At 57.9% G+C, this 23,183-nt stretch carries 21 protein-coding genes and 1 pseudogene; 11 read left to right on the forward strand and 11 right to left on the reverse strand.

Annotated features, from left to right (window positions below; genetic code table 11):
- Nucleotides 1-9 precede the first annotated feature (9 nt).
- Nucleotides 10-288 (forward strand): DUF2274 domain-containing protein, encoded by a 279-nt coding sequence (locus tag NKI96_RS26930; protein ID WP_352807013.1) that lies wholly within the window; start codon nucleotides 10-12, stop codon nucleotides 286-288.
- A gap of 474 nt (nucleotides 289-762) precedes the next feature.
- Here NKI96_RS26930 and NKI96_RS26935 read toward each other — a convergent pair whose 3' ends face one another.
- From NKI96_RS26935 to NKI96_RS26970, 8 genes and pseudogenes are all read right to left on the reverse strand, one after another.
- Nucleotides 763-2,508: a CHAT domain-containing protein gene (locus tag NKI96_RS26935; RefSeq protein ID WP_352807016.1), complete on the reverse strand. Its 1,746-nt coding sequence runs from the start codon at nucleotides 2,506-2,508 to the stop codon at nucleotides 763-765.
- Between the two features lie 6 nt (nucleotides 2,509-2,514).
- On the reverse strand, nucleotides 2,515-3,735 hold the full coding sequence (locus NKI96_RS26940) for a CHAT domain-containing protein (protein ID WP_352460392.1): 1,221 nt from the start codon (nucleotides 3,733-3,735) through the stop codon (nucleotides 2,515-2,517).
- Nucleotides 3,736-3,749: 14 nt separating this feature from the next.
- Nucleotides 3,750-5,144 carry a hypothetical protein gene (locus NKI96_RS26945; RefSeq protein ID WP_352463430.1) on the reverse strand — a complete coding sequence of 465 codons (1,395 nt, stop codon included), beginning with the start codon at nucleotides 5,142-5,144 and terminating at the stop codon, nucleotides 3,750-3,752.
- A 2-nt stretch (nucleotides 5,145-5,146) separates the two neighbouring features.
- Nucleotides 5,147-6,394 (reverse strand): phospholipase D-like domain-containing protein, encoded by a 1,248-nt coding sequence (locus NKI96_RS26950; protein WP_352807020.1) that lies wholly within the window; start codon nucleotides 6,392-6,394, stop codon nucleotides 5,147-5,149.
- Nucleotides 6,395-6,418: 24 nt separating this feature from the next.
- The gene (locus NKI96_RS26955) at nucleotides 6,419-7,186 is read right to left on the reverse strand and encodes a hypothetical protein (protein WP_352807023.1); all 768 of its coding nucleotides are present in this window, start codon (nucleotides 7,184-7,186) and stop codon (nucleotides 6,419-6,421) included.
- A gap of 224 nt (nucleotides 7,187-7,410) precedes the next feature.
- The gene (locus NKI96_RS26960; protein WP_352807025.1) at nucleotides 7,411-8,571 is read right to left on the reverse strand and encodes a patatin-like phospholipase family protein; all 1,161 of its coding nucleotides are present in this window, start codon (nucleotides 8,569-8,571) and stop codon (nucleotides 7,411-7,413) included.
- 370 nt (nucleotides 8,572-8,941) lie between these two features.
- Nucleotides 8,942-9,547, reverse strand: coding sequence for a hypothetical protein (locus NKI96_RS26965; protein WP_352807060.1), 606 nt, complete (start codon nucleotides 9,545-9,547; stop codon nucleotides 8,942-8,944).
- Nucleotides 9,548-9,678: 131 nt separating this feature from the next.
- Nucleotides 9,679-9,951, reverse strand: a pseudogene (locus NKI96_RS26970) (UvrD-helicase domain-containing protein); the annotation flags it as partial.
- Nucleotides 9,952-9,972: 21 nt separating this feature from the next.
- On the opposite strand from NKI96_RS26970, the gene NKI96_RS26975 reads away from it, so the two are divergent.
- On the forward strand, nucleotides 9,973-10,188 hold the full coding sequence (locus NKI96_RS26975; RefSeq protein ID WP_352722685.1) for a hypothetical protein: 216 nt from the start codon (nucleotides 9,973-9,975) through the stop codon (nucleotides 10,186-10,188).
- Nucleotides 10,189-10,577: 389 nt separating this feature from the next.
- Here NKI96_RS26975 and NKI96_RS26980 read toward each other — a convergent pair whose 3' ends face one another.
- On the reverse strand, nucleotides 10,578-11,132 hold the full coding sequence (locus NKI96_RS26980; RefSeq protein WP_352807028.1) for a hypothetical protein: 555 nt from the start codon (nucleotides 11,130-11,132) through the stop codon (nucleotides 10,578-10,580).
- A gap of 123 nt (nucleotides 11,133-11,255) precedes the next feature.
- On the opposite strand from NKI96_RS26980, the gene NKI96_RS26985 reads away from it, so the two are divergent.
- From NKI96_RS26985 to NKI96_RS27005, 5 genes are all read left to right on the forward strand, one after another.
- Complete coding sequence (locus NKI96_RS26985) at nucleotides 11,256-11,978, forward strand: LuxR family transcriptional regulator (RefSeq protein WP_352460397.1); 723 nt, start codon at nucleotides 11,256-11,258, stop codon at nucleotides 11,976-11,978.
- Nucleotides 11,979-12,061: 83 nt separating this feature from the next.
- Nucleotides 12,062-12,730 (forward strand): acyl-homoserine-lactone synthase, encoded by a 669-nt coding sequence (locus NKI96_RS26990; RefSeq protein WP_023686010.1) that lies wholly within the window; start codon nucleotides 12,062-12,064, stop codon nucleotides 12,728-12,730.
- Nucleotides 12,731-12,754: 24 nt separating this feature from the next.
- Nucleotides 12,755-13,060: a hypothetical protein gene (locus tag NKI96_RS26995; protein ID WP_352460398.1), complete on the forward strand. Its 306-nt coding sequence runs from the start codon at nucleotides 12,755-12,757 to the stop codon at nucleotides 13,058-13,060.
- Between the two features lie 314 nt (nucleotides 13,061-13,374).
- Nucleotides 13,375-14,649: an AfsR/SARP family transcriptional regulator gene (locus tag NKI96_RS27000; RefSeq protein WP_352807031.1), complete on the forward strand. Its 1,275-nt coding sequence runs from the start codon at nucleotides 13,375-13,377 to the stop codon at nucleotides 14,647-14,649.
- 119 nt (nucleotides 14,650-14,768) lie between these two features.
- Nucleotides 14,769-15,482, forward strand: a complete 714-nt coding sequence (locus NKI96_RS27005; protein WP_023686013.1) for a hypothetical protein — start codon at nucleotides 14,769-14,771, stop codon at nucleotides 15,480-15,482.
- A 1,018-nt stretch (nucleotides 15,483-16,500) separates the two neighbouring features.
- Here the strand turns inward: NKI96_RS27005 and NKI96_RS27010 are convergent.
- Nucleotides 16,501-17,466 carry a hypothetical protein gene (locus NKI96_RS27010; RefSeq protein ID WP_352807034.1) on the reverse strand — a complete coding sequence of 322 codons (966 nt, stop codon included), beginning with the start codon at nucleotides 17,464-17,466 and terminating at the stop codon, nucleotides 16,501-16,503.
- A gap of 491 nt (nucleotides 17,467-17,957) precedes the next feature.
- Between NKI96_RS27010 and NKI96_RS27015 the strand changes: the two genes are divergently transcribed.
- The 4 genes from NKI96_RS27015 to NKI96_RS27030 all read left to right on the forward strand — a co-directional run bounded on the left by NKI96_RS27015 (nucleotide 17,958) and on the right by NKI96_RS27030 (nucleotide 22,072).
- A complete protein-coding gene (locus NKI96_RS27015; protein WP_023685860.1) occupies nucleotides 17,958-19,298 on the forward strand; it encodes a tyrosinase family protein in 1,341 nt (446 codons plus the stop codon).
- On the forward strand, nucleotides 19,299-19,835 hold the full coding sequence (locus NKI96_RS27020) for a hypothetical protein (RefSeq protein ID WP_023685861.1): 537 nt from the start codon (nucleotides 19,299-19,301) through the stop codon (nucleotides 19,833-19,835).
- Nucleotide 19,836: 1 nt separating this feature from the next.
- Nucleotides 19,837-20,463 carry a cytochrome P460 family protein gene (locus NKI96_RS27025; protein WP_031204492.1) on the forward strand — a complete coding sequence of 209 codons (627 nt, stop codon included), beginning with the start codon at nucleotides 19,837-19,839 and terminating at the stop codon, nucleotides 20,461-20,463.
- Nucleotides 20,464-20,527: 64 nt separating this feature from the next.
- Nucleotides 20,528-22,072, forward strand: a complete 1,545-nt coding sequence (locus tag NKI96_RS27030) for a S8 family serine peptidase (protein WP_352807037.1) — start codon at nucleotides 20,528-20,530, stop codon at nucleotides 22,070-22,072.
- A gap of 365 nt (nucleotides 22,073-22,437) precedes the next feature.
- Here the strand turns inward: NKI96_RS27030 and tnpB are convergent, their stop codons facing one another.
- Nucleotides 22,438-23,166, reverse strand: a complete 729-nt coding sequence (gene tnpB, locus NKI96_RS27035; protein ID WP_352807040.1) for an IS66 family insertion sequence element accessory protein TnpB — start codon at nucleotides 23,164-23,166, stop codon at nucleotides 22,438-22,440.
- Between the last annotated feature and the right edge of the window lie 17 nt (nucleotides 23,167-23,183).

Here is a 23,183-nt window from a genome sequence, read left to right on the forward strand (position 1 = left end):
GAGGACTTCATGGCTAACCTGAAACTCGGAAAACTTCCGGACCGGACGCCTTCGAAGATCACCATCACCGTTGGCGCCGACTTGAGCCAAGCACTCAACGACTATGCCGCACTTTACCGTCAGACCTATGGCGAGTCCGAAACCGTGGCTGAACTGATTCCCTTTATGCTGGTCGGGTTCCTGGAAGGCGACCGGGCGTTTGCCAAGGCCAGAAAGGAAGGTCTGCCGGGCGCTGGCGTGTCGGAGAAACCACGACGGCAATCATCTTCCACGCTGGACAACGGGTAGCGCTTGGTGTCGCTTGGTCGCACGCTAGGTTCTTGATCCTGACCGCGTTGCGGCCGGTCCCAGCGAGCGCTTCGCAAAATTGAGATCAGGCTTTCGCTTTACGCGTTGAGGTAGGTTTCTTGGCCGGAGCAGCCTTCCTTCCCAAGCTAACGATTTTGCCAGCGCTTATCAGGCGGCCGAATAGTTCAGGGCGACCACGGGATAGCCTTCGCCAGTCCCCACCTCGCCTGGGCCGCGGTCAGTCTCCCAGGCCATAGCAGCCCTCAAAGCAGCGTCGCCCAGACCGGACGGTCCTCTACAGCGGCGGCAGATACGAAGCCCTGACGCGGACAATGTGGCGGCGAGGCGGCGCCGATGACAAGGATCGGCTGGTTAGCCCACTGGTCGAAGAGGTCATAAATGGGTGGGAGCGGTTGACCTTGTCGTCCTCGGCAAGCGGTTAGCCGCGGTGCGCCATCGGCCGGCTCAATCGGCTCACGTCAGAAAGGCATACCCATCAAGGCTAGAATAGAAACGAACAGGGTCTGCTTCGATATCCAATTCGAAGACCGTCAGGACGCGGGCACTCTGAGTGCGGTCCTTGACCTTCATGCGGAACCGCGCAATCTCGTACTCACCCGCCGGCCATATGGCGCCGGCCGATACGTTCTCGATCAATATCTCCAGCACGCCAGCCGCAGCGTTGGAGAGCGGCGCCTTTGACACATTGTCACCCTTTGCCGCAGATGTGAAGTCGAAGGCCTCCTCCTCGAAGCTGATCTTTGCCCGCACCTTATCGATTCGCGCTGCGGCGCTGAGCCTCGCGGAAAGACCAAACCCAATTTCGTCGTTCGCGTCCGACCGACCGCCCTTCAACCTTATCGCATTCCCCATAACGTCGCTGATCTGCGCCAGGAAGCCGTCAATCTTCGCGACGATCGACTGCCGAAAGTCCGAGGCGACTGCCTGTACCGCCGCGGGCTGCATCCTGAGATCCTGCAGGCTGCTCAGATAGGCCTCCACCTGGATTTTGAGCGCCATGATCTTCTTCTCATCGTCCGGCGAAAGTGTTTCGTCTTGATAGGTTCGCACCTCGAAAGGACGACCGTCATTGCAACGCCAGTAAAGGACCGGGTTCGCCCACCCAGGAGATCCTATCGACGTCGTTGCGGCGATCTGCGATCGGGCTTCAGTGACAGCCTCGTCGATAGTGGTACCGGGATTGAGCAGCGCCCCGTAAAATCTGCCGCTGAAAGATACTGCCGCCGCCGATTCCAAATCGAACTGCATCGCGACGACCGCCGACACATTCGAGAGACTTCCCGGGCTGACCAACCGCTGCGCTATTCCGTTGAATGCCGTGGTTGCATACGGAGCTCCTGCAATCTGAGGCGGAAGCGCCGCTGTCGAACATCCGGTGATGACGACAAGATTTACAGAGGGGCAATTCTTTAACATCGAGTCGAACGTGAATGCGTCGAGAGGATCCAGGCCTCCATCCTCCGCCTGGAGGCAAAGAAACGCACGCGGCGTAGGATCACCGCCAATCTGCCCGACGCCCCCGTGCCCTGCGAAGTGCAGGACGTGGTAGCCGCCACTCAACAGCCGCTTGTTCAATTCGCCACGCGTCGGTGGGGTACACTGATCGATCGACACAAGGCGGTTCGCGTCCAGTTCCTTCAACGCCTCCCTGACGGTTGCAGTTTCTTTCGCGACGTCGGCCGGCGGCCACCCTTGTGGGCTTGCCGCAACCACCAAGATGCGCAGTGGCGGTGAGAGCGGAACGGTCTTTCGGTCCGGCTTGGCAACGAGGGTCCTGCTTACAGGCGTCCGCATGGCTGATGCGTAGAACCCGCTTCCGGGTGTGTAGATGGTCTCGAAGGGAATTTCGGACAGGCGAACGCCCTGCTGCGGTCCGTCTACCGAAAGAGTGGAAAATACGATGCGAAGGGTCCGATTGTTGTCGGAAGATATCTGAAGCGCTGCGTCGAGAGCTGCCTGCACGGCAGGATTGGTGACGGATTTGTAGACCGCTTCACCGATACGTTGCATTTCCCCCAAATTGCCCCCATTGCCGAAGTTTGCCTTGTCGCGGATCGCTGCCAGGTCCGCTGCCGCGAACACAGCTTCGGGCCGCCCCTTCGGTCCAGCGGATGCGGCTATGGGTGTTTCGAGTATCTGAAGCGCCAACTGTCCGTCGATGTCTGGCGTTATCTGCAGCCTGAACTCGTCATACGGCATCTGTAGTCACTCCGATTTAAAGCTCTCGGCAGTCGAGGATAAGTCGGAGAAGCGCGACCGCTCTTCGTCATAGCTTTCCCCCAAAGCCTTCCCCATCTCGGTATCCCCGAACGTTTTCAATTTTTCCTGCAAGTCGGTCGCCAGCCTGGCAGCCAGCTGGGCCTGAACCTCGGCCGCATGCTGCATCGGGTCGATCGTACTTCCGAGTCTCAGGGGTCTGTATCCGTCCTCGCGAATCACCAGCGAGAAACTCTCTGTTGGGGTCAACGTCCCAGCGCGCGCAAGCCGGGCGACGGCGGTGTTGTATGCCCTGAGAACGTTTCCACGTTCGGCTATCAACTCGGAATAGAATTCGCCCCAGAACGCAGCGACACCGCTCTCGTCGACGTCCGACCGGTTGACGATGCTGGTGGGCAGGCGAACGGACTGCGGTGCATGCGCAAAGCCAACTAGGCCGGATATGTCGTAGTTGCGCTGCGAAAAACCGGTGCTGATGCACAGCAGCCTGGTCGATACCGGCAGACCGCGGGAGACCTGCGAGGCGCGGATCCAGTTCGTCAGCCCGGTTGTCTCGTCACGGAGAACTACGGCGCCTTCGCCGCCCACGATGCCTCCGTGACCCATGAAGTGAATGATATGCGGATCGAATTCTTGCACGACTTCCATCACGCTCGTTCCGGTCGCACGCCTGGCTTCCCTCACGTCGTAGAATTGCGAATCCGCAGATTCCCGCAGAATGGACCTGTCGCGCTCATTGAAGGCGATATCGTCGTGCGCATTAGACGAAACAAGCAGCATGCGGAGCGGCGGCACGACCGTGAGCGGCGGTGGTCTGAGCGACGACGGCACTAGACGAGCGACCGAGAATCCCACCGGGTTCAGATTCAAGCGCAGAAGCGATTCCCAAGGTAGGAGGTCGACACCCACGTTACCACTCTGGATCATGAGTTGGACCGGCTCATTCGCCATCGCGACCTTTTGCTGGGCCTCCGGTGGCACCAATCCCCACAGCCAGTCTGAGGCCAGCCCCGACGACGGATCGCTCGACCACGGCGGCAGGCTGACAAGCATTCCTTCCGATGCCGGCAGGGCGGACATCTCCTCCTCTGAGGCGGCCCATGCGACAAAATAGGCTTCTTCCGAGCCAAAAACCTGCTCGGGAGATATGGAGGAGCCTCTCGCGTTTGGCAGGCTGCTTTCGCGAGTGAAGCGGACGATCAGGTCCATGTTGGTCATCCTTTCTATTGTTGCAGCGACCTACTCAACTCTTGCGATACGAAACGATCAATCCTGGATTTGCGTGCTGAGGGGGAAGAGGCGAGGGGATCATTTATGCTGCGTTTGCCCTTGGGAGCATTGTGCTCGAGAAGCTGGATAGCGTTGGTCGAGAGGGCATCTATTTCCTTGTCCAGGGAGTTGTTCACGATCGCGTCGTTGATTGCGATCCTCACCACCGAAACGGCGTGGCGGGGGGCGATGCCGAACTGGGAGTTGAGTTGCCTTAGCGAGGTGGCGCCCTTCGTGATCGCGTCCTCGTGCTCCTTCGAGTACTCCACCAGGGAACGCAACGTCGCGCCCTCCATGGCGGGTATCGCCGAATCCATCACTCCAGCGATGACCAGCGGGATGTCGGCCAGGTAGTCGTTCAGGGCCGCGGAATCTTCATACAGCGGCTTCCAATCGGCTTCCAGCGCGTCGGCATGCTGTTCGAGTGCGCTGCGGAAGGTCGCGTCCGGCGAGGCCGCGCCCATAGTCCTGATGTATTGGGTGCACAGCATTACTCGGATATAATGGTTTGGGTGTGCGTCACCCGGGATGATCTGCATCACCTGGTTAGGAGGAAGGATCAGTATATTGCGCAGCATGTACGCGAAGGCGGGACCCGAAAAATGCAGCGCGAGCAGATCAGGAAATATCTCCGAGGCCCACCCCAGCCAACGCCTCTGGCGAGGCTGCGGCAACGCGGTGCCTTCGAACGCCTTGGAAAGATTCGTCTTGATCGCCGAGAGCAGTTTCAGATCGGCATCGATCTCGTGGCCGACCTCGTGACAGATAGAGAGGAATTCCCACACGTTTGCCGTCTGGTCATAAGGCACTTCCACCACGGGAATCGGAAGGGTACTGCCTGCGAGTTCCTCGCTTTGCCCGTCATTCGGACGGGTACCGCGAGCCCAGGTCATCGCAGAAAGTTCTGGACTGAGGTAGGTGAGGGGCGGCTCTCTCACGTCTTCCGCGGCGATCCATCCCTTGGCCTTCGCAGCCCCGATCGCGGCGTCATAGCAGTCGATCGCGATTATGTCGGCCGCCCGCAGACGCTTGCGGAAGCGGTCGGACCTGCGCTGGTCGAACTTCCTGCGGAAGAAATCCCAGGCCCGTTGCGCCGACCCAATCGCCATCAAAATGTCGTACAGACCGGATTCGTATAAGGACTGGTCGTTTTCAGATGGTAGGTTGCCGAGCAGCGTGTCGTACCTGCTGCTAAAGGCGGCAATCAAATCGGCGATCGCCTCCATCTGGCTCCAGTGCAAGTTCGAGTCGAGATCGGTCTCGGCGAGAGTCTTCCACTCCGCGACTTCCGCCGGCAGTTCCTTTGTTCGCCGCTCGAGCTCCCGCCTTCTCAGGCGCAGAAGGTCCATGTTCAGACGATCTCCCCGCCGCTCACTTCTAGCAGCTTCTTCTTGACGTCGTCCGCAGCGATGCCTTCGTCCCAATCCTCGTCGAAGACCTTGGCGTAGTAGCCGGCTAGGTGCTTTGACGTCAGGAGTACGCCCGCCTCACGCGCCTTCGTAATCGAATTGGCGCTCCAATTTGTCGAGGAGACCGCCACATGTGTGCGGTCGACTATGACCCCCTTGTTGTGGAGGTGTGTAAAGAATTTGAGGTTCAGCGCCTTCAGACAGTCCTTGAGCCCGACCGCGTCCAAGGTCTCCACGGTAAGATTCCAGTTCTTCGGGAACGTGGCGCTCGCCATTATCCGCACGTCGACTCCTTTGTCGCGGCGCTCCGCCACGATTTGGAGCAGATCGTCGACCTTGTCGCCCGCCAGGATGTATTGTTGTTGCAGAATGATGCTTTCTTCGGCCTTCTCCAGGCGATCCGAGATGACATCGAAGTAGTTATCGGGGGAAAATATCGGCATGACGTCTACGGAGCCGTCGAACTTGTCGATCTCGAAAACTTTCTGCGGATAGGAAACAAGCTCCGCGGGCACCATTAGCGCCTCGACAATGTCGTCCTCGTCGACCGATACTAGTGCGCCGGGCCCACCAAGATCGGGGATGTTCCAGTCGGCGTCGAACACGGAGGTAAAGAACTTGGAAATTTCCGCGTCGTCCATGCGGAGCATCCATTCGCGATTTCCCTTCTTGAAAGGGTCCCCCTGCTCAATGAGTGGTATCGAAGTTTTGGCCCAGTTCGCGCTCTCGACGACAACGGTCTTGCCGTCGATCACGACGAATTTTTGGTGGCAGACCGTAAAGACACCACGCCCGCCGCTCGACGGCGCCGGCCTGACCTCGAAGCCGTCGTCCTCGAGCGCATCAAGCACCTCGCGTTCTTCGGGATGGGTGCCCCCGCGGTCGTACATGAGACGAATTTTGGCACCCTTTTCGTGTGCCTTCTTGACGAGCTCGACCATGTAGTCGGCATGAATCTCATAGACGTATACAAGCAACGTATGCTTGGCCTCTTCTAGCGCCGCAGAGATCAATCGGTACGTGCAATCGGGGCTCACGCCCGCCTCGAATGACGAGACGCTGAGGGGGGTGGTTGGAAAATCGATCTTTGGAATGCGGGTCGGCTGGAATTTCCCTAGCAACTGGCCTTGCTGAAGTGCGTCGACCTGATCAGCGACCTTCTTCAAGCGTGCGAAATCGAACTGAACCATATCCCCCCCCTTGAATTTGGCCGTTCATGATCGCTGCCCTTCGCGACACCCGCATGACCGAACAATTGAGCAAAACACCGTCCCAGAACATACTGGAGGTGGAAAAATAATCATATGCCATTCTAAATAGAAAGGCATTCTATGCTTGTTCCCGCGAAGATCAATCCCCCTTTGTCGATTTGCCACTGCCGGCCGGCGCCTTCCATTCGCGAAGTCCGCTTCAACGACCGAAGCCGCGACCTTCGCGGCCTGTAGCCAATCTGCGTCCCTGCGTTCGAGATCGTCGAGGATGGCTTCGACGAGACGTGGCGTCGAAGCGTGAATCGAACCGATCTCCGAACCCATGGCTCTTAGGAGCTTCGTGTCGAGCCTGCGGGCGAAGTCTGAGCCGCGTTCGATCTTGCGTGTGTCGGGGGCGATCCGCCTGACTATGAATCCGTGTGCCGTGTGCAGAAAGGGATCCGGCGCGCGCGTAGGGGCGTTAACGATGTCGTCGAACCTGTTCGTTCTGCCGGCGTTCCCCACTGCCAAATCCCATCCGGATGGAAGAAGCGCCTTGGCTTCGCGAGCGATGCGTCCCCCGCGCCATCTCGCCACGGCGACGAAGCGTGGTCGGCCTAGGCTACCTCCGCCCTTGGTGATGCGTGCGTAACGCTCGATCGAAGAACCAACGGGAAAACCTGCGAGCAGCGCCGACCCCGCATCCTCCGAAGGTTCTGCGTCGGGACGCCTGTCGATCTCTTCCCAGAACGACTTTCGCTCCTGGTCGCTGACCATGACATAGTCCCGCATCCACATCTCCCTCTCGTCGAGCAGCGTCGGACCAGGATCTAGCAGTCCCCGCACGGTAGCCCTCGAAAATCGCGGTTGCGGCTTCGTGGTCTTGGATGCGGAAGTCGGCTAGACGCACGCTCACCGCGAGCCTCAGGACGTCCGATGCGTAAGGGATTTCGGCCGCCGTCCGCATCCAGTCTTCGTATGCGGTTTTCTGCTTTACGAAAGACATCGATTGTCCGCTAAGCGACGTTTGGGAGCCGGTCGAAATTCGGGGCGAGAGGATTGGGTATCTGAATCCGGCTGGCCGCGAGCGCTGCTGCGGTGTGCGCGTACCCAGCACGGACCAGCAGTTGCCGTGTCTCCCTCGGAAACTTCGTCAATCTCGTCGGTACCCTGGCCGCTTCAGCGGTCATCTGCGGCGTAAACTCCAGCGGATTGCCCTTGCCATAGCTGTCTACCGCCTTGCCGATCCCCCAATAGGCCACCGTTCTGGCCTGCGATTTTTCAAGACCATGCAAGATGCGAACCCGGGTGTTGATACCTTGTTGAAGCGAGACATCTAGCACCCTGCGAAATTGTGAGTACCAGTTCGTGAACGGTCGGGCGATCGGTTGCGTAGCCGCTCCGCCATCGCTGACTAAGAGCGTCCGATAACGTTTCCAAATCGGTTCGAGACCGAGATTGTCGTATACACCCCCGTCGGTCAGGAACAGTCGTTTGGTGAAGGCCGACGCCGTCAACGTTGAAGGTTCGCCCCACGATTTGATACTGGACTTGGGGGGCTTGATCCTCGTGGGCGAAAGCAACGGAGGAAAACCGGCCGAGGCTGCCACGGCAAGAGTCAGCTTCAGATTGGGCTCAGTCCATTTTCCGACCCGCCATTCCGCCGCGTATTCCTTAGCGAAACGCCACAGCACGCCGGTCTGCAGGCTCGTGGAGGTGAAGACGAATTGGGGGTGATCGGGAAGGTCCCTCAGCGTCTTCGAATGAAACACTGTCCGCTCATAGGCGCCTGCGGCCACGTTGGCGGCGTGCACGAACGGAATGAAGCCCAACAGGATCGCCGGCACGTCGACATGCTTCCTGGCGAGCCGGAGTAGGGGCTCCGAAACCTTCGCGTTGAAGTTAGTGGCGACGCCATTAGCAAAACCCAACTCTGACCAACCCGCAGCCAGGATGCCTGCGGCGAGCGATCCGCCCGAAACGCTCGATATCCGGTTGATGGCGGGTAACAAGCCGACTTCGTTCAATCGGATCAGGCTTCCAAGGTGAAACAGCATCGCGCGAAAACCGCCGCCCGATAGACACAGTCCGATGCCGTCTTCGAGCTTCGGACCTCCCAAGACGTCGGTAACTTCGAAGGGCGCCTGTTCTGGATCGTGCTGCGTCTCGTCGGACATTGAGGATCCTCCAAATCGCGAAGACGGCCACCAGTCGGAATGATTTGGCGGAGCGAGCAATCCCTTGCGATGTAGGGAGAATTCCACGTCTGCTAAGAAAAAGCGATGGCGAAACCAGCGATGAAGACGTGAATATTCAGTCGGAAGGAATTTCAAGGAATGTTACTAACGTGAACTTGCCTGCTAACAGTCAAGGATACACCGATCATGTTCTATCATGCGGGTGGCCGACAATCTGACCGTCACGGCGCGCGTTGTCTGCAAGAAATCGATCAACTGAAACTCTGGCAAGGAGCTAACTTGCACAGTTTCAGGTACCAGTCAGCCTCCGCCCAATTTCGGTGATTCAATGGCCGCTACGCGAAACACGTTACGGTTTTGGTTGGGTGTTGTTGAACTTCCAACTACCATTTAAAACTCGATAAACTTCAGGCAGGTGGATATCAGCTGGTGGTAGTGCTTGATCACGACGGGGTCGAGTGCCTTGGTGATTTCGGCGTAGGTCTTGCGCTCGAAAAGGCATGGAGCGCTGCGCCAGTTCTGATTCAAGCGTACTAAGCAGCGTCTCGTTACTGGCCTGGGCTGAAGTCGTCTCGAAGAAATCGATCTCCTTGCGGCGATATGCCTGCCGTTTTTTCTCGGCGTGCAGGGCATAGTCCGCAAAGGGCGACGTTCCGTCGGCGTTGAGCGCGAAATCCTCATGCACGGTTTCGGTCTGCGGATAATAGAAATCGGGATGTAGATGGCGGACCGTGCCGTCATCGTCCTCTACCGCGATCTGCCGCTCATACGCGAAGCTGACGGAATGCTGCCAAAGCCAGTTGGCGATCTTCTGTTCCTGCAGCGACTTTACAATCACGCCCGGCAGGGAGCCGATAGTGGCCTTACCCTTCCTGAGGCTATCCGACACATAGCGGCGGTAGTCGGCCTGGGCGTCAAAAAACTCCACTGGGATGTCGGCCTTGGGATGAACCACGAGAAGGTCGCTCCACAGTCGGGCGAATTCCGGATCACTATCGACGAGGCTTTGGACGATTGCCTCAATGACCCTCGTTTGAGTTCATCGGCTGCGCTCTTGTTGTAGGCCAGAAGCAGGATCTCGTCAGGCCGATAGAGCTTCTTCTCCAGAACAGCGACCTTGCCGACCATCGTCGCGGATTTGCCGGACCCTGCGGAGGCAACGAGCAGGTTGTTGTCTTCCAGGCGGATGCAGGCCTCGCGCTGCTGGCGGGAAAACGAACCCCCGTCGAGGTCGTCGAAGAATGTCTGGAACTTTTGCAATTCAGATCTGACGAACGCTTCATTGTAAGCGTGGCGAACAGCCGGATCGGTTAGCATGGCGAATGAGGCAGGGAGGGATGCTTTGAGCCCCGCAGGCATTAAGTTTGGGTTGAGAAGCGGGTGAGAGAGGGCGCCTGCCGCGGCGCCAGGGACGCTGGCAATGGCTCTGCCGAGATCGGCCTGGGCAAGATACTGCCTATTGCCTTCGGTGATCTCCCGAAGTCTGTCGTCGACATCGAGGAAGCACTCTCTCTCGTTATCGATCAGACCAAAGATATGAGTGTTGATGAAGGCGTGAAGGTCTGCGGGCAGTTGTGCGGCCGCGTCACCCGATAGTGCCCGACACCGTGACTGCTCTGCCGCGAGCTCGTATCTCGACTGTATGCCACAAGAGGGCCTTGCCGGTCGAAATCGCCACAATGTCAAGGCAGCTAAACTCGACTTCCCTATCTTGAGCCAGCCGGAAATGTCCCGACAGTTTCGGGTCCAGGGTCAGCTTCCCGCCGAAAACAACCGCGCAAAGAAGCCAGGGCGGTAGGTGCGCAAGCGGCCAGATAGCAATCTTGTCAAGGCCACACTCGATACGCTCGGCAAATAAGAGATCCCGACGCCGACCTATCACGGAGAGATTGAGATGTTCAAATCACCGTGGGAAGCAACGTTGAATTGCACGCTGGCGTGTCCCATCGGTGGCATGCCATTTGCCGCTGCAGTGTGATCCGTTGCTACTGGCGCGCACTTGTCGTGTCCTTGGGTTTCGGTTCTTGCAACAGGGTGGCTGGATACTGGCCTTCAAGCTCGTCGATAGCCGAGTGTGCTTGCTTGGGCCTTTTCGGCGGCAGCGTGATCAATACAGTGACCTTTGTCGCCACCTCTTCGAGGGTAGCGGTCAGACGGTTTAACTGCGAGGCGGTTGCTGCGAGTTCCGGGCCGTAACGGGTAACGAGATATTCTCGGTTCTGGCTGAGGGACTGAAGATGCTTGGCCGTTTTGGCGCGAAGTCGCAGCCCCGACTCCAAAGCATGTTCCGTCCGCGCCGACAGGTCGTGCTGCATCCTACGGATCTGGTTGGGATTGAGCCCAAAGTGGAGCAAAAGCGCAGTCAGATAGAGTTCAATCGCATGGATTGCCGCCATTCTGAACGGCGCTCGGGAAAGCGGCTTGCCGGGTCGGCCGAGTTGAAGGAGATGGCATGCTGCTCTACGGTATTCTTCCGCCAGGGTGTGAACCTGCTGTGCGGATGCAAGCTCACCAGGATATTTGCGTTCTTCGAGCGTCATTTTGGCGCAATGTAACGTAGTGGGTGAGTTTGAAACACCACTACCCTTTTTTAATAAGATATTACAAGCTGCCAAATTTGGCGCATAATTGCATCGGGGCATACGAATTGGGGCGTCTATTCGATGATCGATTCAGATGTATTCGACTTTGTCGAACGCTGCCGGAAGCACACGGCAACCGGGCCGCTATTGAGCGATCTTCTCGATACCGTGCGAAACCTGGGCTTCGAGCACCTGATCCTGAGCGGTGTTCCCCTTGGCGGCCAAAAGCTTGCCCCAATGGTTGAACTGAACGGCTGGCCTGAGGGTTGGTTCGAACGTTATATCGAGGCAGAGCATGCAGCAGTTGACGGCGTCTGCATCTACTCGGCAAAAACTTTGAAGCCATTCCTCTGGGCCGAAGTGCCGGCAAAATGGTCTGACACAGAGGCTTCCCGACGCGTTGCAGGCGAGGCGACGGAGTTCGGCATCTGGAGCGGCTTCGCTGTGCCGATGCTTAGCGTCCATCATTGGCAATCAGTGCTGTCCTTCGCCTCTTCGCAAAAGGCGTGCAGTCTGTCGCCCCGCCAACAGGTGCAACTGGTAACGATGGCGGTCTACGCCGGCATGTCAATCCAGGCGTTGGCGCACGTCGATGGCGAGTTTGATAGCGTACTTACAGAGCGGGAAAAGGAAGTGCTCCTGTGGGCAGCGGCCGGCAAAACCTTGTCGGAGACGTCCCAAATCCTCGGCATGACCGAGCGCACGGTTAAATGGCATGCAATGCAGGCACGTGACGCCTTTGGCGTCGGCACAACCACGCAAGCGGTCGTTGAGGCGGTTCGCAGGCGGCTAATCCACCCATAGGCCTGTCAACTGTCCGATCGGACAGGTGACGTACTTTAGCGCGGCTGCAACTATCCTTCTGGGGAAGGATAGGGGATCGCGCGATGATTGCTGTTCATGTCGTCAATGCGCTTAATAAGCACCTCTATGAAAGCGAGTTCGACGAGTTTTTGCGCCGCCGGCACGACTTCTTCGTGCATCAGAAGCGCTGGCGCCCTCCAAGCCCCGACGGTCGGGAGCTGGACCAGTTCGATACGGACGCGGCGACGTACCTGCTGGGTCTCGAAGATGGTCGTGTGGTGACCTCAGCTCGATTGATCCCAACGAGCGAGCCGCACATGGTCTCGGAGGTCTTTCCTCACATGTGTGAAAGGTCGGGCGTTCCCCGACGTTCCGATTGGGCTGAGTGGACGCGCACCTTCGTCGTTCCCGGCAAGCGTTCAACCGGCTTGAGAGGCACGCTGACACAGCTGTGCTGCGCGGTGATGGAATACGCGCTCGACGAGGGCCTCGGCGCTGTCGGCGGCGTCCAGGAAACCTACTTCATGCCTCACCACGGCGCGCTGAAGTGGCGAGCCGAGCCCCTGGGCATGGCCAGGGAAGAAAATGGCGAATGGTACATCGTCGCCTACATCGAGGTGAATGAGGCCGCACTTGCCAGCGTCCGCAAGATCCTTGGTATCGATTATTCGCTACTGGTCCGACGCGGAACCCAGCTACCGTTTATCGAAGGGATCCAGGCACTTGAAGGCCAACGGCGCGCATGTGCTTAGCAATACTGACCTTAGGAGGATGAGATGAAAAAGCTTGCTCTAGCTATCTTCACAACCACGGCGTTGGCGGCGCTTACATTCGGTTCTCAAGCCCAGCAGGTGAATGTCTCAGGATGCGCGGAGAAGGGCGTTGAAAGCGGCTGTGTCGTGCTGAAAGACAAGGACCAGCTTTACAACATTACGCATGCCAGCCCGAAGCCAGTTCCTGGCACGTACGGGACCGTGACGGGCACTGTCAGTGGTGACGCCGACATCTGCCAGCAGGGCACCTTGCTCAAAGCTGCGGAATGGAAGCCAGATCCAGAGAAGAAATGCGACAACAGCCAATAGTCTACGCGCGAACTATCGGCACCTGAACAGTGTTGGTGAATCGACAGAGTTATCCATGGCGCCCGCAGGTGGCGACCGTAGTGGAAACGTCTGAAGTCACTATCAATCCGCGCGCAGGACGAGCAGTCCAGAGATGGGCTATTGGTTGATGCAAGTTACTATTGAAACAGTCGGAATGGCCAGACGAATTGTACCTATAACGCTGATTGCTGACTATTCCGAGCCAGACTTTGAAGGTTGGTAATCATTTCTTGCAAATTGGTCGACAGTGCGTAATGTTGCCAACGGATTAAATATTAGGTGGGGCAGGTTGCTTGGCTGTCGAAGTAAAAATTATGGGCCGCCCTGCGGCTAGCATAGGTGGCCGCTCGATCAGCATCCCGGCAAAGGGATACGCTCTGATCGCCCTACTTTCATCCACCCGAAATTTTACAGCGCAGGTTCAGGAAATCAGGTCCATGCTTTGGCCGCAGTCCACGGAACGAGCTTCCGCGGCTGCGCTCCGGCAACTGTCAGTTCGTATTCGCCGGCAAACTGCTGGGGTAGACATCGTGCCATCAGCCGGGTCCATGCGATCCTTGGCGCTTTCCGAGATTTCTCTTGACGTAGTCAGTTTGCGGCAAAATTTGAAATTGGTTGGGGTCACAAAGCATATTAAGAATCGAGCGGAAGAGAAGGCAAATCTTTTGCTCGAAACCTACCGCGAAGAGCTTCTTGAAGGCATTGAGTTTGGGTGGGGCCTCGAAGAAGAGTTGGTGGAATGGGTTTCAATAGAACGTGCTTGGTATAAGAAGCAGGTTCTAAACGCCTTACGCCGTATCTTGGCAACAGCAACCTTACCGATGTTGTTGGCTGACGCGATTGCCGAACGACTCCTTGATGATGATCCCGCGGACCAGGCCGCTTGGACCCAGAAACTCAAGGATGCGCTAGCCAACCGTGGAAACAACACGCCCGAACTCACCTATGCACGCTGCCTCAAAGCCTACCGAGGTGAGAGAGGGCGCTTTCCGCCACCGCAACTCGAAGAACTAAGGGACAAGCTGGCACGCTCGCGCCTGTCTGGTCGGCCGGACATCGCTTCGGCGTCATCCTGTGGAGATTCGGCGACAAAAAGGAAGGGCGAGCGACCGCTCCTACTGCTGACGCGAGCGCTCAATGGGTTCGGGCTGGATACCGTCGACGCGTCTCTCTACGAGAAGATCGTTTTCTCCCTCTCCAACTATCGGGCTCTTGATATTGTGGAGTGCGGCACAGGGAACTGGCCCTCGCACTCGAGCGCTGCCGAAGCGTACGCATTCCACGTTGCGCCTCGAACGACAACTCAGCTTGGCTTCTGGCTCAGCATGGTCAATCCACGACAACGGAGCGAGTCATCTTCGCGTCTTTCCGGACAATTGCTTTGGACCGGGTCTATCGAGAAGGAAGGCGGCAGTTCAAGCGCGTTTGATCGCCAACTTACGCTGATCACAAGGGCGATTGTCGGTGAAATAGAGCGAGCGGAGCGGGATAAGTTCGGGAGCGATGACGCCCCCGCGAATAAGTTTCGCCAGTTTCTCAAGTACCAGCGACAAAGCTTGGCTTGGTGATGCGAGCCCGATTGGGGTGTCGGTCGGTCATCCGGGGCGTTGCAACGTCGCTTGTCCGTCAGCAGCGCCCCGCCACCCGGCCAGCTGTGGGATGGCGATGTCGAAAAATGGAGGGGTGAATGAAGGGCCTTTTGCTTGGCAAGTGGGGTGCGTCGGTAGCCGCATTGGTGGCTGTTTTGGTGGCGACGAATGTCGGTTTTCAAAACGTTGGTTTCAAAGCCGATCTCCTGACCAGCGTCATCCCGAACCTCCTTGCCAGTTTTCTTGCGATCGCGGCCGTCACGGAACGAGCAACGGCCGTCCTGACTGAGATTTGGTTTGGAGAGCAGCGCAAGCAGCAAGAGGAAAGGGTCAGGGTGGCCGGCAAGGATTTTAACGCCAAGCGCGTCGCCTTGGAGAAGGCTCTCAACACTCACGAAGAAGTCATCAAGGAAGCTTTCCGGTCAAGTAAGCCCGCGGCGATGGCCCATGCGAAGGACATCGTAGTTGGGCCGGATAACCTGCTCGCAGGAGCGCGGGAACAAATCAGTAACCAGGGTAAAGTATTGGAAACCGTCAATGTTGATCTGGCGGTTACCGAGAGCAAGATTGATCTTGAGAGATTGGCGTTGTCGTTTTTGATTTCGTTGGCGGTCAGCCTGGTCGGCGTACGGGTCCTGGCGCCAATGTTCGCGCCTATGCCGAGCGGATGTCAATTGGCCGCGTTCAAGGCAGTCGACGTGCTTTTGACTGCCGGGCTGCTTGCCGGCGGCACGAGTGCGATCACCGCGATTTCGGATTTGCTCGGCAGTTACATGAACGCCAGCCGAAAGCGAGCGATGGAGAATGGATGAGGGGTGGACGGCACAAAAGCGGACTATGGCGAATGACGCTTTTGGTAGCAAGCGCGGTTCTCACGCCTACATGACGGCCGGCGCGACGCGCTTGCTGATTGCAATTTGGCGCGAAATGAAACGCAAGTCGCCGTAATGTGACGGCGGCACCTCAAAATGATGCCCCGAAGCGCAAATCGAACATCGCGACCACGAAAGCCGGTGACCGTGAAATCGCGGGTTCGCTCGCACGATGGAGGAGACAGGGTTCATTCGCACGGGCTATTGCTGAATCGGGATTGGATGCATTTCGAGTTTCATTTCGAAGCGCTCATGAAGATTGCGGAAGGCGGATACGCCCCTCAACCACCGAGTTGTGAACAAGCAACATGATCGGCGACCAAACGTGGCTCGACACGCCGAAAGTATGTACCAGGCCTCATCGCCGGGCTTTCGTACCAAGCAGCCCAGGGAGCCTGCCTTGCCTCGCACGTGGCTGATTCCGATGCCGAGATGTGCAGGCCTGGAATGAAAGCGCGGCTGGCCGATCGGGATCACATCAGTCGCTATTCCGGCGACAAACCGAGGGATTTTCTGATCGAGTGCGAGATCAGCCAGGGGAATTTTTCGTCTAACATAAACCCGGACGGCTAGGTCACCGGTGATCTTCCCGGCTGTCTCCTTCGCACCGTATCCGACCCAACGAGGTTCGCATTCTGTAGCAATCGAAACGTCGTTCGGGATGTCATGGCACGATTTGACGCAAGGCTTTTCGCCACTAACCCCCTATCCGCGGCTATTCGCAAAAAAACAGCCTGTTTCTCCAGCCGAGCATCATGTCGAAACTGCGTCCTTGAAACATGCCCACCCTGGCTCAAAATTTGCGGCTGGGCGCGGCTAGCCACCTCAGTAGACTGCGAGCGCTTCGACGACACTATGTTCGCTCCGGCTTGAGGATAAGGCGTCGTACATCTGCATTCTCTCAATCCGATCCCGTTGATCACTGGTCATGGCTGGCGTTTTCGCTTGCGCGCTGTGCCTAGAGGAGGACGAGATCAATCTGGATTGGGCAGTGATCACTTAACCGATCGCTCCCTTGCCCACCGGCGGCGCTTACATCGGCGAATTTGGAGCGCGTTACCCGATACGAGCCTTCTTTGAACCAGTCCGATACCTTCGCGTCCATCACGATCCAGTCAATTGGCTGGGTGCTTGCACCAAGTCGCGTTGGGCACTTCCTTGTGACGGTCTCCGGATACGCTACGAGAAGCGGCTCATCGAGGTTCTCGCCATTTAGAAAACGCCACATCGGATCCTGGAAATTAAACTGGCGGAAACGCCGGTTGAAGTCACCGGCGATGATGAAGGCCGTGTGCTCCGCAACTCGCTCGTCGATGAATTCCTTCAACGGGAGCCGCTGCTGCCAGAAGATCAAGCGATCCGTATCGGTGCTCTGATCGGGCGCGGCCTGCGTTGAACAGCTCGACTTTAGGTGGACCGAGACCACCCAGACCGAAGTCCCAAACACGTCCAATTTCAAAGCCGTGCCGCGTCGCGTGTAGTGAGTGCCTCCGTCTTCATCAACATCGGCAATCTGAAGGCCGAGGATGTCCCTTTGCTCAAGGACTTTGCTGTCATCTCGCTTGCGAACGACGACAGCTGCGTGAATATCCTTCGAGGCTGCGGCCTGCGTGTCCTCGACATATCGAGACTCAATGAAAGTCTGATATTCGGACGCGGGGAACAGGCGAGCAACCGCCTCCTGGGTTCCGACCTCTTGCGGTGCGACTACGTCAGCGGCCAGTCCTTCAGCGTAACGCTTTAACGCCTCGAAATCGGCTTGTTGGCGCTTTGTACCAATTCCTTCGCGAAGTTCCACGTCGACGTGGTGATGGAAATTGGCGATGTTCCAGCTTGCCAGACGAATATTTGTCTCGGCAAATGCAAGGGACGGAATACAGAATAAGATTGTGCCGAGAATTGGAAGGTAGAAGGACGACGACATGGCGTCTGCTCTCCGATTGGGCTGTCAATTCTCCTCGCTACTCATCAGAAGCACCCACTGCCACGCGAACAAATGCTGCGTGGGCCTTCGTGCACTCCAGTCTTTTGCGACGAACCCGGGCTGACCCCCCTGCAGTTCGCGGAAGTGGATTGAAGCGTAGCCGCAGCGCCGTGACTCGGGCGTGACAAGTCGCTGGCACGGGTTGCCGACTAATTCCAAGGCGCTCCCCGGCTTGAGCAAAACGCGCCTGCATAGTCCGGCGGCTGAAGGTTCGCCCGATTGGGCCAGCGAAGGAATTCTCTTCCGTAGCCCGGCGAACTCTGCACTACCTTTTCATAACCGGCGGCAGCTGCGGACCGGCAATCAGACGACAATCATTCCGCTACCGGGGCTGTCACGCCCGAGTCACGCCGCCGACAGTAAGCTGTGACAGGCCGTGTTTTAGACGGTTCATCCATCGTCCGGTTTTCGGAGTACCCAAGGGGGAAGCAATGCTTAGCCGACGGTCAGTACTCAGCGTTCTCACCTGCGGAAGCCTCACTGGCCCATGGCTCTTCAATGCACTCCACTCGCGCGCCGTGGCGGGCGAAACGCGCACGAGGAAAAACATCGATCAGCTGACACCGCAGGAAGTCGCTGATTACGGCTATGCGATTTCGATTCTCCGGAAGCGGAGCGAGGTCAATCCGAATGATCCCGCCGGGTACGACTATCAAGCCGCACTTCACAACGCGGATCGCACTCATCCGGACGGCACGGTTGGTTCGTGCGAACATGGGAGCGAGGAATTCCTACCTTGGCACCGCATTCACCTGCTGCTCTTTGAGGATCTCCTACGTGCATCGGATCCTCCTCGTACCTCGAACATTACCCTCCCATATTGGAACTGGCAGGAAAACGCCTCGGGCAAACGCTTTCCGAAAGCATTCGAAGATACGGCTTCGCCGCTGTTTCATGCTGGCCGGTGGGGTGTTGACGCGGGACCGGCACAATGGGATCCCGCCGATATTGCCGTCGCGATAAATGAAGACGACTGGAATCTGTTTGCAGGGGACGCAAAGCCGGCACCGAGCTACGGCTATCTTGAGCTTCATGCCCACAACACCATGCATGGTACGATCGGCCCCACAATGGGCGATCCTGGAACTGCAGCCGAGGACCCGATCTTCTGGTCCTTCCACAGTTTCATCGACCTTACCTGGGCTCGCTGGCAGCGACTTAATAGCCAAACTGCCCAGAATGGCGCGGCTACCGTGTGGGTTGAACCGGAGAGTCGAACCGTCAACCAAATGATCGTCGCGACGATGGATTTGGGTTACCTGTATGAGTTCGATTTCGCGGCGGATGGCGAGGCCGAAATACAGATGGCAGGAACCCGAACAACCAACGCGCTGTCGCCCGATCGAGTTGGCCTGCGCGCGATGACGACTAGCGTGGCCGCCCCAACCAAGGAGGGCGCGAGGCGGTTGCTCAAGCTGGTCGGTGTGTCGCCGTCTCTTGAGGCGAGCTACGAAATCCTGGTCTATGTTCATCCCGCGGGCTTTGACCCATTAGCCGGCGGTCCATCCTCAGAACGCGACGGCTTCTTGATTGACCGCCTTGTGATTTGGAAGGGTCGCGCAGGACACGGCCACCATGGCGGCGCGAGCGTATATGTCGATCTGAGCAAGGCGAATGGCCGGGATCTCTTGGACGGCTGGCAGTTGACGGTCGTCACCTCGGCGCTACCGCTTGTACCGCCCGCCGAGCGCGTCAACCTTCAGGACTCGGTCAATGACCGCCTTGCTTCGATCTCAAATCTCATCCAGCGCCTTGAGATTGAGGAGCGGTAGATGGCCCGGACGCCGGTATTTGAACTGCATATTCGGCCGATGTTTCGGGTGATCGACTGGGCACACATGCTGCCCAAACGCATCGGACCGGATCCGATAGACCTTTGGAATTATGATTTTGTATGCGCGCACGCTGAGGAGATTCTTGTCGAGCTCACCAACGCCACGCCCATGCCCACCCGAATGACAGGAGGGCCTTGGCCGGACGAGTGGATCGCTGTCTTCGAGCGATGGACGGCTGAGGGATGCAAGAAGCTCACCTTGGCAGCTGGATCAAACTATAAGCTCCGGCAAGTTGGTCCAAACCTGGCCTTGAGCTGCAATGCGACGCTTGACGATGTGAGTTCGAGGGCCTGGTTTGACTTCACCGATCCAACCATCGAGACGCGGCGATACCGACTGGTAACGGAGCCGCTGCCGGCTGGCCAGGCGGGAACCCCTTTCCCAACCACGATCAAGGAGCAAATCTTGTCGACAACCGTTGCTTCGGTGGTCGTGGAGGACGCCGCGGGCTCACATGTTGTGGAGCGAAGCTAAGATGAGCGGTAAGGGTTCACCCGCCCGTTCCGCTGTGCTCGGCGTTCTGTTGCTAAGCATGGCAAGTCCCGTTGCCGCCGACCCCTCGGAGTTTACACCGACCTACGAGGAGAATGGGCAGCTTAAGGTTCCTGAAGGATTCGACACTTGGGTCTTTGTGGGCTCTAACCTGGGCTTGTCCTACAAGAACAATCTTGCCGCCATGACTTCGCTTGAGGCCGAGCGCGCGGTCGAAGCACTGTTCCACAATGTCTACCTCGATCCCCACGCCTACAAGGTCTTTGTAGAAACCGGAGAGTTCGCGGATCCCACGACCCTGGTTATGGAAATATTCGCCGCCGCGGACCGAGAACCCAAAGGCGTCCTGGCCGCAGGACAATACAACGGCGACTTCCGGGGCCTTCAGGTCGCGGTCAAGGATTTAAGCAGACCTGGCCGGCAGCCCAGCGGGTCCGCATGGGCCTACTATGTTTTCAACAACGGCGCCATGGTCCTGCCATCAGCTCCGGCTTTTCCGGATGTCGCGTGCGCCAACTGTCACAAGGCCCATGCGAGCAAGGACAATGTGTGGGTGCAGTTCTACCCCACCCTGAGAAAGCTGGCGTCTCCAGACGGGCAGGGGCGCTGACAACTTAGGCGGTGGCACCGCCGGCGCTCGGCGAGTGATCTTAACAAGAGCCTTGGGGGCTGGTATGGCAGCGCGCAAAATTTCGCGAACAACGATCGGTAAGGCAAAGATTGTGGTGCGTCGTGTGCGCACGTGGCCCACGCCTAAGGTATTGTCATTCGGAGTGGGTCTCGAGCCGATCGTCAAAACCTCCAAGCCGTTGGCTGAGCGCATCGCCCGTTTGGCAGAGGAGGTGCCGTTCAGCGTCGCAACCTCGACGAAAAGCGGTGAGCCCATTCAAGCACAGATTGGCCTACTGACTTCCGGCAATATCGATGCCTTTCGACCGCTTCCAGAGGAACGGGAACGTGCGCTCGAAAAACTTGAGGCCGCCGGCTGCACGGTTGTGCGGCGCGGCCGCTTCTCCGTTTCGATGCGCGGTCCGGCCCATGTTGTTCAGGAAATTATCGGGCAAAAACTGGTCGTGCAGGCCAGCCCGCAGCAGTCCCCATTGCGCTCAACTCGGATGTTCGCGGAGAGCTTTTGGAAGCCAAGCCCGCAAGATTTGTTTCTGGCGCCCGAAAAGTCATTGAGTGTTTCCAGCAAAGTAGCCGATGGCGTTGATCACTTGGTGTTCATTCCTCCTCCTCTGTTCTTCGCGCAACCCAGTGCAAAACCGCCCAATGCAAAATTCCATTCACTCAATGAAGCTGCGATCCGCAAGCTGCTAAATGTGCCTAAAGGTGTCTCCGGGGCGGGTGTCCGCGTGGCGGTCGTCGACACAGGCTTTTTTCCGCACCCTTACTACACAAAAAACAAGCTCGCGCTGACGCCGGTAAAGACGAACTCAGCCCCGCGCCCGCACATCGACGTGGAGGGGCACGGCACGGCAATCACTTACAACGTCTTTGCGGTCGCTCCCGGTGCGGAGGTGTTAGGCTTCCAGCACACCGACCCCCCGCAGGATGCAATCGAGGATGCTGCCGATCAGGGAGCCGATATCATAAGCTGCTCATGGGGCTATGACCGAGAGCAGGTCTTTCCGATCCTCCAAGCGTCCCTTCTGGATGTCATTGCCGAAGGCAAAATTGTGCTCTTCGCGTCAGGAAACGGCCACTATGCGTGGCCGGGCAGTGAGCCCGACGTGATTTCCGTGGGGGGCGTTTACAGTGACGAGAATTTCGGGTTGGAGGCAAGTAACTATGCCAGCGGCTATATGAGCGGTATGTTCTTGAATCGGAGAGTGCCGGATGTAGCGGGATTATGCGGCCAGACCCCCCGAGCCATCTACATCATGATGCCAACCCAGCCCGCAAACGAAATGGACCGAGACTTAGGAGGCGCCGATTATCCTGCCGGCGACGGTACGCTTCCCGATGACGGATGGGTCGGCGCATCAGGGACGAGCTCGGCGACACCGCAAATTGCTGGGGTTGTCGCTTTGATGCTTGAGCGAGCCAAGGCAAAGGGGCGCACCCTGTCGCCCAGCGAAGTCAAAGCCATGCTTACCGGGTCATGCACACCGATTTCTCAAGGACGCAATGCAATGGGATTCCCGGCCGTAGGCCAGCCCAACAACGCGGTTGGATACGGTCTCGTCGACGCGGCCAAAGCCCTCGCACAAGTTTGATAACCAATCGCCTGCCATATGGCTGACAACCGTGTATGCTTGGTCGCCATGAAAGGTGACTGGTCATGAAAACGAGGGCCACGGTACGTGTTCGAATGCCGCCGGGACAAACTGGCTCCCAGCCAGTGCGGATGAAACTGGCTGCGGACGTATTGAAACAAAGTGGTTTCAAGGTACTGAGAATCGGCCGCATCGGAGTCAGTGTGGAGGCAGACGCCCAAGTGTTTAGGAGAGAGCTCGGTGTCGAGGTTCCTATCGCCTCGGGCACTATTGCTACCAATCCCCAACGGTCGGATCTTTCGGACCTCGTTGACCTCGTTGAGATAGCCGGCAAGCCACTGCTTTTTTAGCGACCGCCCCGAGTCTCAAACTTGCCGTGGTGACGATCGCTGCAGGCCAGCTACCCTGTAAAACGGTTTCCAAAACTCCCTCCCGATCGGCGCCTCCAATTTTCCAAGCCGATTCACAGAACGGTAGCCGACCTGCGCGCGCTGCAGCTGCTTGATGATCGAGTGAAGACGCTCGATCTCACCGTCGCGATCCTCGACGACATCAGCCGTGTCTGAGCAGCAACTTCCCTCGATTTGCTGCGTCTTTGCTGCGAATTTCACCTGGCCAGATGCGGTCGCCAGAAGCGCTCCGGCGTACGCCAATCGATCGCTTCGAGCAGCGTCGCGAGTTGCGCCGGCGACAGCGGCACCTAGCCACCTGGCTCGGCCAACCCGGCCACCAGAAGTTTCCACGGTCGATTCGCTTGGTGAACAGGCAAAGCCCCGTGCCATCCCAAAAGGGATCTTCAGGAGCGAGGTATTCTTGCCGCGGAACACGAACGGATGCCCCGAGAATGGATCCTTCTTCAGATGTTCTTGGATCAGCGTGGCGAGGCCATCGTGCCCTTTGCGCATGTCGGTGTGAATGCCAGATGCGAACGGTAGGTCGGGGCTTTCGCATGTCAATGGGTCAATTTTTATCCCATACTTCGTCGTCTGCCAGAATGGAACATCGATAGCCTGATCGCCAGTATAGCAAACTGTTCTGTGGAAAAGAAAGAGAGAGAGTGTTTCCTGAGTCCATAAGATGTCCTGATGCCTCATTCAATCATGTAGGGCGA

Origin of the sequence: Mesorhizobium sp. M0292, assembly GCF_040321695.1 — a bacterium.
Taxonomy (GTDB): Bacteria; Pseudomonadota; Alphaproteobacteria; order Rhizobiales; family Rhizobiaceae; genus Mesorhizobium.